Origin of the sequence: Streptomyces sp. NPDC048258 (assembly GCF_043201995.1) — a bacterium.
Classification (GTDB): domain Bacteria; phylum Actinomycetota; class Actinomycetes; order Streptomycetales; family Streptomycetaceae; genus Streptomyces.
Genome location: NZ_JBICZH010000003.1, coordinates 410,669 through 423,179, shown reverse-complemented (window position 1 = coordinate 423,179; position 12,511 = coordinate 410,669). Strand labels below are relative to the sequence as shown.

At 72.2% G+C, this 12,511-nt stretch carries 10 protein-coding genes and 1 riboswitch; of the genes, 9 read left to right on the top strand and 1 reads right to left on the bottom strand.

Annotated elements, in window-relative coordinates; translation table 11 throughout:
* Positions 1–58: 58 nt before the first annotated feature.
* The 6 genes from hpnE to ACGFYQ_RS09405 all read left to right on the top strand — a co-directional run bounded on the left by hpnE (position 59) and on the right by ACGFYQ_RS09405 (position 7,814).
* Positions 59–1,438: a hydroxysqualene dehydroxylase HpnE gene (gene hpnE / locus ACGFYQ_RS09430; RefSeq protein WP_393741658.1), complete on the top strand. Its 1,380-nt coding sequence runs from the start codon at positions 59–61 to the stop codon at positions 1,436–1,438.
* 50 nt (positions 1,439–1,488) lie between these two features.
* Positions 1,489–2,589 (top strand): polyprenyl synthetase family protein, encoded by a 1,101-nt coding sequence (locus ACGFYQ_RS09425; protein ID WP_393741656.1) that lies wholly within the window; start codon positions 1,489–1,491, stop codon positions 2,587–2,589.
* Between the two features lie 107 nt (positions 2,590–2,696).
* Positions 2,697–4,730 carry a squalene--hopene cyclase gene (gene shc, locus ACGFYQ_RS09420; protein ID WP_393741654.1) on the top strand — a complete coding sequence of 678 codons (2,034 nt, stop codon included), beginning with the start codon at positions 2,697–2,699 and terminating at the stop codon, positions 4,728–4,730.
* Complete coding sequence (locus tag ACGFYQ_RS09415; RefSeq protein ID WP_393741652.1) at positions 4,727–5,350, top strand: 1-hydroxy-2-methyl-2-butenyl 4-diphosphate reductase; 624 nt, start codon at positions 4,727–4,729, stop codon at positions 5,348–5,350. Before shc ends, ACGFYQ_RS09415 begins: the two co-directional genes overlap by 4 nt.
* A gap of 5 nt (positions 5,351–5,355) precedes the next feature.
* Positions 5,356–6,387, top strand: a complete 1,032-nt coding sequence (hpnH, locus tag ACGFYQ_RS09410; protein WP_393741650.1) for an adenosyl-hopene transferase HpnH — start codon at positions 5,356–5,358, stop codon at positions 6,385–6,387.
* Complete coding sequence (locus ACGFYQ_RS09405) at positions 6,384–7,814, top strand: aspartate aminotransferase family protein (RefSeq protein ID WP_393741648.1); 1,431 nt, start codon at positions 6,384–6,386, stop codon at positions 7,812–7,814. The genes hpnH and ACGFYQ_RS09405 overlap by 4 nt, the downstream gene beginning before the upstream one ends.
* 18 nt (positions 7,815–7,832) lie before the next feature.
* Here the strand turns inward: ACGFYQ_RS09405 and ACGFYQ_RS09400 are convergent, their stop codons facing one another.
* Positions 7,833–8,624 carry a tyrosine-protein phosphatase gene (locus ACGFYQ_RS09400; protein ID WP_393741646.1) on the bottom strand — a complete coding sequence of 264 codons (792 nt, stop codon included), beginning with the start codon at positions 8,622–8,624 and terminating at the stop codon, positions 7,833–7,835.
* Between the two features lie 290 nt (positions 8,625–8,914).
* Positions 8,915–9,122, top strand: a riboswitch (cyclic di-AMP (ydaO/yuaA leader).
* Positions 9,123–9,126: 4 nt separating this feature from the next.
* Here ACGFYQ_RS09400 and ACGFYQ_RS09395 point away from each other — a divergent pair.
* The 3 genes from ACGFYQ_RS09395 (at position 9,127) to ACGFYQ_RS09385 (ending at position 12,359) form a co-directional block, all read left to right on the top strand.
* Entirely contained in the window at positions 9,127–10,092 is a 966-nt protein-coding gene (locus tag ACGFYQ_RS09395) for a peptidoglycan DD-metalloendopeptidase family protein (RefSeq protein ID WP_393741644.1), read from the top strand.
* Between the two features lie 163 nt (positions 10,093–10,255).
* On the top strand, positions 10,256–11,041 hold the full coding sequence (locus tag ACGFYQ_RS09390) for an SGNH/GDSL hydrolase family protein (protein WP_393741642.1): 786 nt from the start codon (positions 10,256–10,258) through the stop codon (positions 11,039–11,041).
* Positions 11,042–11,159: 118 nt separating this feature from the next.
* Positions 11,160–12,359, top strand: a complete 1,200-nt coding sequence (locus ACGFYQ_RS09385) for an MBL fold metallo-hydrolase (protein ID WP_393741640.1) — start codon at positions 11,160–11,162, stop codon at positions 12,357–12,359.
* The last annotated feature ends 152 nt before the right edge of the window (positions 12,360–12,511 follow it).

Genomic DNA, 12,511 nt, shown 5'->3' with positions numbered 1-12,511 from the left:
GCCCCGCGCGGGAACGGCAGGCCGGGCCGACGGGCAACCGCACCACCGGGGAGGGATCATGAGCGGCAGCGACACCCGCGCCGTCGTCGTCGGAGGGGGGCTCGCCGGAGTCACCGCCGCGCTGGAACTCGCCGACGCCGGGATCGAGGTCACCCTGCTGGAGGGCCGCCCGCGGCTCGGCGGGCTCGCCTTCTCCTTCAAGCGCGGCGAACTCACCGTCGACAACGGCCAGCACGTCTACCTGCGCTGCTGCACCGCCTACCGGTGGTTCCTCGATCGCGTGGACGGTGCGGACCTCGCTCCGCTCCAGGACCGGCTCGACGTACCCGTCCTCGACGTCGCCCACCCGCGCGGCCCGCGCCTGGGGCGGCTGCGCCGCAGCGCCCTGCCCGTGCCCCTGCACCTGGCCGCCTCCCTGGCCCGCTACCCGCACCTGTCCCTCGCCGAGCGCGCGAGCGTCGGCCGCGCCGCCCTCGCACTGCGCCGCCTCGACCCCGCCGACCCGGCGCTGGACGGCCTGGACTTCGCGACCTGGCTCGGCCGTTACGGCCAGTCCGCCCGGACCATCGAAGCCCTGTGGGACCTCGTCGGCATCGCCACCCTCAACGCCACCGCCGAACAGTCCTCGCTGGGCCTGGCCGCGATGGTCTTCAAGACCGGCCTGCTCTCCGAGAACGGCGCGGCCGACATCGGCTGGGCCCGCGTACCGCTGGGCGACCTGCACGACACGCTCGCCCGCAAGGCGCTCGACGCGGCCGGCGTACGGACCGAACTGCGCACCCGGGTCACCTGCATCTCCCGTACGCCCGAAGGGAATTGGCGGGTCGACACCGAGGAGGAGTCCCTCGACGCGGGCACCGTCGTCCTCGCCGTCCCGCAGCGCGAGGCCCACGGGCTGCTCCCGCCCGGGGCGCTCGCCGACCCCGACAAGCTCCTCGACATCGGCACCGCGCCGATCCTCAACGTCCACGTCGTCTACGACCGCAAGGTGCTCAAGCAGCCGTTCTTCGCGGCGCTCGGCTCCCCGGTGCAGTGGGTCTTCGACCGCACCGACGCTTCCGGACTCCCCGACGGCGGCCAGTACCTGGCGCTGTCCCAGTCCGTCGCCCAGGACGACATCGACGAACCCGTCTCGGTGCTGCGCGCCAAGTACCTGCCCGAGCTGGAGCGGCTGCTGCCCGCCGCGCGCGGCGCCAAGGTACGGGACTTCTTCGTCACCCGGGAGCGGACGGCCACCTTCGCCCCCACACCCGGCGTCGGCCGGCTGCGCCCCGGGGCGCGGACCGACACGCCGGGGCTTTACCTGGCCGGTGCGTGGACTGCCACCGGTTGGCCCGCGACCATGGAGAGCGCCGTCCGGAGCGGCCTGAGCGCGGCACACACCGCGCTCGCCGCGCTCGGCCGCCCCCGCGAACACCCTCTGCAGGAGGCGGCATGACCACCACCAGCACTACCGGCACAGCACGTACAGGAACCAGAGGAGAGCCAGTGAACCCGGGGAATCCGGCCGTCGAGAACACGGATGCCAGTGTGGGCACGGCCGGAGGGGGCGTGGAGAAGGCGGACACGATCGCCCTCCTGGAGCGCGGCCGCACGCTGTCGACTCCCGTGCTCCGCGCCGCAGTCGACCGGCTCGCGGCGCCCATGGACACCGTCGCCGCCTACCACTTCGGCTGGATCGACGCCCAGGGCAACCCGGCGGACGGCGACGGCGGCAAGGCCGTCCGGCCCGCCCTCGCGCTGCTCTCCGCCGAGGCCGCCGGCGTACCCGCCGAGGTCGGCATCCCCGGCGCCGTCGCCGTCGAGCTCGTGCACAACTTCTCGCTGCTGCACGACGACCTGATGGACGGCGACGAGCAGCGCCGCCACCGTGACACGGTGTGGAAGGTGCACGGCCCCGCCCAGGCGATCCTGGTCGGCGACGCGCTCTTCGCCCTCGCCAACGAGGTGCTGCTGGAGCTCGGCACCGTCGAGGCGGGCCGCGCGGCCCGGCGGCTGACCACCGCGTCCCGCAAGCTCATCGACGGCCAGGCGCAGGACATCTCCTACGAGCACCGCGAGCGCGTCAGCGTCGAGGAGTGCCTGGAGATGGAGGGCAACAAGACGGGCGCCCTGCTCGCCTGCGCGGTCTCCATCGGCGCCGTGCTCGGCGGCGCGGACGACCGTACGGCCGACAAGCTGGAGGAGTACGGCTACCACCTGGGCCTCGCCTTCCAGGCCGTGGACGACCTGCTCGGCATCTGGGGCGACCCGGAGGCCACCGGCAAGCAGACCTGGAGCGACCTGCGCCAGCGCAAGAAGTCCCTGCCGGTCGTCGCCGCCCTCGCGGCGGGCGGACCGGCCTGCGAGGAGCTGGCCGAACTCCTCGCCGCCGACGCCAAGAGCAACGACTTCGAGAACTTCTCGGAAGAGGAGTTCGCGGCCCGTGCGGCGCTCATCGAGGCGGCCGGCGGCCGTCAGTGGACGGCGGACGAGGCCCGCCGCCAGCACGCGGTGGCGATCAAGGCCCTGGACGACGTCGACATGCCGCAACGGGTCCGCGACCAGCTCGTGGCCCTCGCCGACTTCGTCGTCGTGCGCAAGCGGTGACCGCCACCCGACAGCTGATATGACGCGCGAGTCGCCGGCCGGCGCAGCACAGCGTCGGCCGACGGCAGACCCCAGCACAGCAGAGGACACTGTTCTAAGGGGAAGCCATGACAGCGACGACCGACGGCAGCGCGCAGAGCGCTGGCGCTGGCAGCAGGAGCGAAGCCGGCCTCCGGCCGGGTCCGGCCGGGGAGCCGGCCGACGTGGAGCTGCCCGAGCCTCCTGACGGCAGGGGGCAGGGCGCGTACGAGGCCGCCGTGCGCGCCACGCGGCAGCTGCTGGACCGGCAGGACCCCGCGGGGTGGTGGAAGGGGACCCTGCAGACCAACGTCACCATGGACGCCGAGGACCTGCTGCTGCGGCAGTTCCTCGGAATCCGGGACGAGGCCACCACCCACGCCGCCGCCCTCTTCATCCGCGGCGAGCAGCGGGACGACGGCACCTGGGCCACCTTCCACGGCGGGCCGCCCGAACTCTCCGCCACCATCGAGGCGTACGTGGCCCTGCGCCTCGCCGGAGACGCGCCCGACGCCCCGCACATGGCCCGCGCGTCGGCCTGGATCCGGGCCCACGGGGGGATCGCCGCCGCCCGTGTCTTCACCCGGATCTGGCTGGCGCTCTTCGGCTGGTGGAAGTGGGACCACCTGCCCGAACTCCCGCCCGAGCTGGTGTTCCTGCCGCCCTGGGTGCCGCTGAACATCTACGACTTCGGCTGCTGGGCCCGCCAGACCATCGTCCCGCTCACCGTGGTCTCCGCGCTGCGCCCCGTCCGCCCCGCCCCCTTCGCCCTGGACGAGCTGCACGCCGACGCACGGGTGCCGAACCCCGCCAAGCGGCTCGCTCCGCTGGCCAGTTGGGACGGCGCCTTCCAGCGGATGGACAAGGCCCTGCACGTCTACCGGCGGTTCGCCCCGCGCCGGCTGCGCAAGGCGGCGATGGCCGCCGCCGCCCGCTGGATCATCGAGCGCCAGGAGAACGACGGCTGCTGGGGCGGTATCCAGCCACCCGCCGTGTACTCCGTCATCGCCCTGCACCTGCTCGGCTACGACCTCGGGCACCCGGTGATGCGCGCCGGACTGGACTCCCTGGACCGGTTCGCGGTGTGGCGCGAGGACGGCGCCCGGATGATCGAGGCCTGCCAGTCGCCGGTCTGGGACACCTGCCTCGCCGCGATCGCACTCGCCGACGCGGGCGTGCGCCCCGACCACCCGGCCCTGGTCAAGGCCGCGGACTGGATGCTCGGCGAGGAGATCGTCCGCAGCGGGGACTGGGCGGTACGAAGGCCCGGACTCGCCCCCGGCGGATGGGCGTTCGAGTTCCACAACGACAACTACCCCGACATCGACGACACCGCCGAGGTCGTCCTCGCGCTGCGCCGCGTCAAGCATCCCGACCCGGCCCGGGTCGAGGCGGCCATCGCCCGCGGGGTGTCCTGGAACCTCGGCATGCAGTCGAGGAACGGCGCCTGGGGCGCCTTCGACGCCGACAACACCAGCCCCTTCCCGAACAGGCTGCCCTTCTGCGACTTCGGCGAGGTCATCGACCCGCCCTCGGCCGACGTCACCGCCCACGTGGTGGAGATGCTCGCCTTCGAGGGCCGGGCGGGCGACGCGCGGACCCGGCGCGGCATCGCCTGGCTGCTCGCCGAACAGGAGCCCGACGGAGCCTGGTTCGGCCGCTGGGGCACCAACTACGTCTACGGGACCGGGTCGGTGGTCCCCGCCCTCGCCGCGGCCGGCCTCGCCCCGGCGCATCCCGCGATCCGGCGGGCCGTGCGCTGGCTGGAATCCGTACAGAACGAGGACGGCGGGTGGGGCGAGGACCAGCGCTCCTACAAGGACCGCTCCTGGGCGGGGAAGGGCGCCTCCACCGCCTCGCAGACCGCGTGGGCGCTGATGGCCCTGCTGTCGGCGGGAGAGCGGGACGGCAAGGCCGTCGAGCGGGGCATCGCCCACCTGGTCGGGACCCAGCGGGAGGACGGCTCCTGGGACGAGCCGTACTTCACGGGCACCGGCTTCCCCTGGGACTTCTCCATCAACTACCACCTGTACCGGCAGGTGTTCCCGCTCACCGCGCTCGGCCGCTACCTGTACGGGGAACCCTTCGCCCCGGCCGGGACGGCGGCGGCGGAGACCCCGTGACCACCCCGCTGCTCGTCGCGTGCGCGCTGCGCATCGAGCAGGCGGCGCTGCGCGGCACGGGCCGCGGCGCGCCCGAGGCGTACGCCCTGCTGCGCACCGGCATGGGCCCGCGCGCCGCCGGGCGGGCCGTCGGCCGTGCCCTGGAACAGCCGGGAATGGACGGGGCCGCCGTCCTCGCGACCGGATTCTGCGCCGGGCTCGTCCCCGGCATGCACCCCGGCGACCTGGTCGTCGCCGCGGAGACCCGGGACCCGCACGGCACCGTCCCGTGCACCGGGACCACCCTGCTCGCCGAGGCACTGGCCCGGGCCGCCCCCGGCCGGACCGTGCACACCGGCGTACTGACCGGATCCGACCACGTCGTCCGCGGCCAGGAGCGCGCGCAGCTGCGCGCCACCGGCGCCCTCGCGGTCGACATGGAGTCCGCGGCCACCCTGTGGACCGCCACCCGCGGCGGCGGCCGCCCGGTTGCGGCCGTCCGGGTGATCGTGGACGCTCCGGAGCATGAGCTCGTCCGTATCGGCACCGTCCGCGGTGGAATATCGGCCTTCCGCGTACTGCGTGCCGTACTGCCCGCGTTTTACGAATGGCACCGTTCTTTGCTGCTCCCCAGGAGGTGAGCCAGATGGCCATGCCGCTGCGCCAGACCATCAGGGTCGGGACCTATCTTCTCGAACAGAAGCTGCGCAAGCGTGAGAAGTTCCCGCTGATCGTCGAGCTGGAACCGCTCTACGCCTGCAACCTGGCCTGTGAAGGGTGCGGGAAGATCCAGCACCCGGCCGGGGTGCTCAAGCAGCGCATGCCGGTCGCCCAGGCGGTCGGCGCCGTACTGGAGTCCGGCGCGCCCATGGTGTCCATCGCGGGCGGCGAGCCCTTGATGCACCCGCAGATCCACGAGATCGTCCGTCAGTTGGTGGCGAAGCGGAAGTACGTTTTCCTCTGCACCAACGCGATGCTCCTGCGCAAGAAGATCGAGAAGTTCACCCCGTCCCCGTATTTCGCCTTCGCCGTGCACATCGACGGCCTGCGCGAACGGCACGACGAGTCGGTGGCCAAGGAAGGCGTCTTCGACGAGGCCGTGGCGGCCATCAAGGAGGCGAAGAAGCGCGGGTTCCGGGTGACCACCAACTCCACCTTCTTCAACACGGACACTCCGCAGACCATCATCGAGGTGCTCAACTACCTCAATGACGACCTCCAGGTGGACGAGATGATGATCTCGCCCGCCTACGCCTACGAAAAGGCCCCCGACCAGGAACACTTCCTCGGCGTCGAACAGACCCGCGAACTCTTCAGGAAGGCCTTCGCGGGCGGCAACCGCAGGCGCTGGCGGCTCAACCACTCTCCGCTCTTCCTGGACTTCCTGGAAGGAAAGGCCGATTTCCCCTGCACGGCCTGGGCCATTCCGAATTACTCCCTCTTCGGCTGGCAGCGCCCCTGCTATCTGATGAGCGACGGCTATGTGCCCACGTACCGCGAACTGATCAACGACACCGACTGGAGCAAGTACGGCCGCGGCAAGGACCCGCGCTGCGCGAACTGCATGGCGCACTGCGGCTACGAGCCCACCGCCGTCCTCGCCACCATGGGCTCCCTGAAGGAGTCCCTGCGGGCGGCCCGGGAGACGATCGGCGGGAACCGGGACAGGTCGGCATGACGCCGGCCGGACAGGGCCTGGAGGAACAGGGGAAGCGCGGCCGGGGCAAGGGCTTCGACCTCGGCGCCCTGCTGGCCGAGCGAGGCGGCGAGCGGTACGAGCTGCACGCCCGGCACCTCAACCACCAACTGCCCCGGATGCTGCACACCATCGGCTTCGACAAGGTCTACGAGCGGGCCGAGGGCGCCCACTTCTGGGACGCCGAGGGCAACGACTACCTCGACATGCTGGCCGGGTTCGGGGTGATGGGCCTGGGCCGGCACCACCCGGTGGTCCGCCGCGCCCTGCACGACGTCCTGGACGCCCAGCTCGCCGACCTCACCCGCTTCGACTGCCAGCCGCTCCCCGGGCTGCTCGCGGAGAAGCTGCTCTCGTACAGCCCGCACCTGGACCGGGTCTTCTTCGGCAACAGCGGCACCGAGGCGGTGGAGACGGCCCTGAAGTTCGCCCGGTACGCCACCGGACGGCCCAGGATCCTCTACTGCGACCACGCCTTCCACGGGCTCACGACGGGGTCGCTCTCGGTGAACGGCGAGGGCGGCTTCCGGGACGGCTTCGCGCCGCTGCTCCCCGACACGAAGATCGCGCTGGGGGACCTGGCCGCCCTGGAGCGGGAGCTGAAGCGCGGGGACGTGGCCGCCTTCGTCGTCGAGCCGATCCAGGGCAAGGGCGTGCTCGCCGCCCCGCCCGGATTCCTGCTCGCCGCGCAGGAGCTGCTGCGCCGGCACAAGGCGCTGCTGATCGCGGACGAGGTGCAGACCGGCCTCGGGCGTACCGGCGACTTCTACGCGTACCAGCACGAGCCGGGCGTGGAACCGGACCTGGTGTGCGTGGCCAAGGCGCTGTCGGGCGGCTACGTGCCGGTCGGCGCGACCCTGGGCAAGGACTGGATCTTCAAGAAGGTCTACTCGTCCATGGACCGGGTCCTCGTGCACTCCGCGAGCTTCGGCTCCAACGCGCAGGCGATGGCGGCCGGACTGGCCGTCCTCTCGGTCATGGAGGACGAGGAGGTCGTGGCCAACGCCCGGGCCATGGGCGACCTGCTGCGCGGACGGCTCGCGGCCCTGGTGGACGAGTACGAGCTGCTGCACGAGGTGCGCGGGCGCGGCCTGATGATCGGCATCGAGTTCGGCCGGCCGTCCTCGCTGGGGCTGCGCAGCCGGTGGGCCATGCTGCAGGCGGCCCGCAAGGGGCTCTTCGCGCAGATGGTCGTGGTGCCGCTGCTGCAGAAGCACCGGATCCTCACGCAGGTGTCCGGGGACCACCTGGAAGTGATCAAGCTCATCCCGCCGCTGATCGTGGACGAGCGGGACGTCGACCGGTTCGTCGGCGCTTTCCGGGACGTCATGGACGAGGCGCACGGCGGGTCCGGGCTGATGTGGGACTTCGGCAGGACCCTGGTGAAGCAGGCCGTCGGCAACCGGTGACGGCCTGCCCCGCCGTCGTCAGTCGAGCAGCCGGTCCCGCAGCCGGCCGAGGGTCTCGGGCGTGAGCCCGAGGCCCTCGGCCAGGTAGCGGTCCACACCGCCCCAGTGCTCGTCGATGGTCTCGAAGGCCGCCTCCAGGTACTCGGCGCGGGCGTCGAAGAGCGGGGCGAGTAGCTCCATCACCTCGGGGGAGCGGGCCTCGGCCGACTCGCTGCTGCGGCGCACCCGGTAGCGGCGGTGCGGGGCGTTCGACTCCAGGTAGTCCGCCACGATCGCCTCCCGCTCGACGCGCAGCGCGAGCAGGGTGACGGCGATCGACAGGCCGGCCCGGTCCTTGCCCGCCGCGCAGTGCAGGAGGGCGGGCACGCTGTCCTCGGCGAGGGCGCGCACCACCCGGCCGTGCTCGGCGGTGCGGTGCTTGATGATCCCGCGGTACGAGTTCGACATCCGGGCCGCGGCCTTCCCGTCGCCCAGGATCGAGCGGAGCTGGTCGAGGTCGCCGTCGCGGACCATCTTCCAGAACTCCCGGCCGTCGGCCGGATCCGAGAGCGGGATGTTGACGTTCCGTACGCCGGGCAGTTCGACGTCCGGCCCCTCCAGGGCGTGGTCGGCGTTGTTGCGGAAGTCGAAGACGGTGTGGAGCCCGAGCGAGGAGAGGAATTCTGCATCGTTTTCAGTGGCATGCGCCAGATGTCCGCTTCGGAACAGTCGTCCCGTCTTGACCCTTCGTCCGTCAGAAGTCGGCAATCCGCCCACATCGCGGAAATTGCGCACTCCGGACAGCTCCGGCTCCTGTATCTGCTGGGTCACGGGAACTCCTCCGCTTCGTCGTGGGGCGTCTGTCCGTCTGTCCGAATTACGCTACTTGGCGCCAACTTGCCATGAACAGCGGCGAGATCGGACACGTCCCCGTGAGCCAGATCATACGGTGACCGTGCGTGCCTGATCGCAAAAGGCGAATGGCCCGGCCGGGGCGGTTGTTGGCAGTGGGGAATGGACGCAGGGTGACCGGAATTCCGTCGGTCCCTCATCCCTGTGATTCCGTCAGGGAATTCACGGCTTGTTACGTGCCGCCTTATGGGATTACCTTCGCGATCGATCCGGGTGGACCGCCGAATCCTGCCACTGCCCGGAAACCGCACCCGACTATTCACGCGCGCGGCAGGAGCGGGGGAACCAGGTAAGCCGCTGTTCCGGATCTTTATTCCGGGATGGCTCGGGGTGAAGCCGTACATGTCCCGCACATGGACGGCCGGACATCTCCAGTCCGAACCCGACAGCTCACCTCGCAGGCGACGGAGAGGAATTCGCCATGTCTGCAAAGGGCAAGCACCGCCGTCCCAAGTCCCGTTCCATGGCCCGCGGCCTCGCCGTCGCGGGCACCGGTGGTGCGGCGCTCGCGCTGCCCCTGATGGGCGCCGCCGGTGCCCACGCGGCCGGCGCTCCGGCCGCCGCGCCGGCCGCGGCCCCCGCCGTGGCGCCGCAGCTTCCCCTCTCGCTCCAGGCCGCGCCCGCCGCCGCCGTGGAGACCGCGCCGACCGTCTACACGGTCGTGCCGGGCGACTACCTCTCCAAGATCGCCGCCGAGCGCCACCTCTCCGGCGGCTGGGAGCGGCTGTACGCCGACAACCGCGAGGCCGTCGGCACCAACCCCTCCCTCATCCACCCGGGCCTGAAGCTGACCCTCGGCGCGAAGGGCGAGGCGGCCCCGGTCGCCGAAACCGCGCCCGCCCCGGCCCCCAAGGCCGCTCCGAAGTCGGCCCCCAAGGCCGCTCCGAAGCTGGCTCCGAAGTCGGCTCCGAAGCCCGCCGAGAAGGCCGCACCGGCGCAGCAGGACTCCGCCGCCGAGGCGCCGGCTTCGCAGCAGTCGGCCGCCGGCTTCGTCGCCCCGGTGAGCGGCGGGATCTCCACCCAGTACAAGGTCGCGGGCAGCATGTGGTCCTCCGGCTACCACACCGGCGTCGACTTCATCGCGAGCTCCGGCACCACCGTCAAGGCCGTCGGCGCGGGCACCGTGGTCTCGGCCGGCTGGGCCGGCGCGTACGGCAACGAGGTCATCATCAAGCACGAGGACGGGACCTACTCGCAGTACGGCCACCTCTCCCAGCTGTCCGTCTCGGCGGGCCAGAGCGTCACCGGCGGCCAGCGCATCGGCCTCTCCGGCTCCACCGGCAACTCGACCGGCCCGCACCTCCACTTCGAGATCCGCACGGGCCCGTCCTACGGCTCGGACATCGACCCGGTCGCCTACCTCCGCTCGAAGGGCGTGAGCATCTGACGGCACCCGCCGTCGGAACACCGACACGCGTGAGGCCGGGGCCCGAGGGGGGTCCCGGCCTCGCGTGTACGTATTCCTTATCCCCCGCGTGGTAAAGATCACGGTCCGTCAACCCCTGCTTACGTTGGCGTAGGTCGTGTACGGGAGTGAAGGATGTCGTCCTGTGGCAGCGACGACGACGACACTCAAGACCATCGGCTCGTACGCGGCGATCGGGGACAGCTTCACCGAGGGCGTGGGGGACCCGGGACCCGGGGATTCTTTTCTCGGCTGGGCGGACCGGCTCGCCGTGCTCCTGGCCGACCGGCGTGACGAGCACGACTTCCGGTACGCGAACCTGGCCGTGCGCGGCCGGCTCCTCGACCAGATCGTGGCCGAACAGGTCCCGCGGGCCAAGGAGCTCGCGCCGGACCTCGTGACCTTCTGCGCGGGCGGCAACGACATCATCCGGCCCGGCAGCGACCCGGACGACGTGGCGGAGCGGTTCGAGGCCGCCGTCGCCGACCTCACCGGGGCCGTCGGCCACGTCATGATCACCACCGGCTTCGACACGCGGGGCGTGCCGGTCCTCAAGCACCTCCGGGGCAAGGTGGCGACGTACAGCGCGCACGTCCGCGCCATCGCCGACCGCTACGACTGCCCGGTGCTCGACCTCTGGTCGCTGAAGTCCGTACAGGACCGGCGGGCCTGGGACGCCGACCGGCTGCACCTCTCGCCCGAGGGGCACACACGGGTCGCGCTGCGCGCCGCCCAGGTGCTGGGGCTGGAGGTGCCCACCGACCCCGACCAGCCGTGGCCGCCGCAGCGGCCGCGCGGCTCGGTGGACGTGACCCGGGACAACATCCAGTGGGCGCGCGAGCACCTGGTGCCGTGGATCGGCCGCCGGCTGCGCGGGGAGTCCTCGGGGGACCACGTGGAGGCGAAGCGGCCCGACCTGCTTCCGCTCTAGGAGGCGGAGGCGGAGGCGCCGCGGACCGGGGGCCGCAAGCGGAATCCTTCGGGGTACGTGTGCGTTGGGATGGTCGTAGACCGACGACCGTCCTGACCCCACCCTCCCAGGAGGCGCTTTGACCGGCTCCCGTCCCCTGCGTCCCCGGCTGCGCGCCCTGCGGCCCGAAGCCTTCGGCGCGGACCCGTCCGGTGCCCGGCTGGAGCGGATCCGCCGCTCGCCGAACTTCGCAGACGGCGTCTTCCAGAATCCGGTCGGGGCCCGGACCAGACCCTCGGGGTCGATGGCGGAGTTCGCCAAGATCTACTTCCACAAGGAGCAGCGGCTCCGGCGCAATCCCGGTGCCCCGATCCCCGTGTACCCGACGACCCTCGCGGAGCTGGCGAAGCCGCCCGTGAGCGGCCTGCGGCTCACCTGGATGGGGCACTCCAGCGTGCTCGCCGAGATCGACGGCCGACGCGTGCTGTTCGACCCGGTCTGGGGCGAGCGGTGCTCCCCCTTCCCTTTCGCCGGCCCCAAGCGGCTGCACCCCGTGCCGGTGCCGCTGGCCTCGCTGGGGACGGCCGACGTGGTGGTCATCTCGCACGACCACTACGACCACCTCGACCTGCCGACGATCAAGGCGCTGGCCGGTACGGACACGGTCTTCGCCGTCCCGCTCGGAGTCGGCGCGCACCTGGAGCGCTGGGGCGTTCCGGCCGACCGGCTGCGCGAGCTGGACTGGAACGAGAGCACCAAGGTCGCCGGGCTCTCGCTGACGGCGACCCCCGCCCGGCACTTCTGCGGCCGCGGGCTCCGTAACCAGCAGAACACCCTGTGGGCGTCCTGGGTCGTCGCGGGCGACGAGCACCGCATCTACCACAGCGGCGACACCGGCTACTTCCCCGGCTTCGAGGAGATCGGCGCCGAGCACGGGCCGTTCGACGCCACGATGATCCAGATCGGCGCGTATTCGGAGTACTGGCCCGACATCCACATGACGCCCGAGGAAGGCATGCGCGCCCACCTCGACCTCCAGGGCGGCACCCCGCGCGGCACAATGCTGCCGATCCACTGGGGCACCTTCAACCTGGCCCTCCACCCGTGGGACGAACCGGGCGAGGGCACCCTGGCCGCGGCAGAAGCCACCGGATCGGCGGTCGCCCTGCCGATCCCGGGCCAGCCCTTCGAGCCCGGCTCCGCCGAGGCCCCGGCGCAGCCCTGGTGGCGACCGTTCGTGACGGGTAGCCACGCCGCGCCGGAGGTGTCGGTCGCCGCGGTTACCACGGCCCGGGCGACGGGCGTGATCCGCGAGGAGCCCGAGGCCGTCGGGTCCTGACGTACCGGGCCCGCCGCAGGGCGGGCCCGCCTCCGGGAGCCGGGCTCGCCTCCGGGTACCGGGCCGGCCTGCGGGTACCGGGCCCGCTTGCGCGGGAGCACGACCGGGGCGGGGGCGTCCGCAGGCCTGAGATGGGGGCGGCCGTCCGAGGT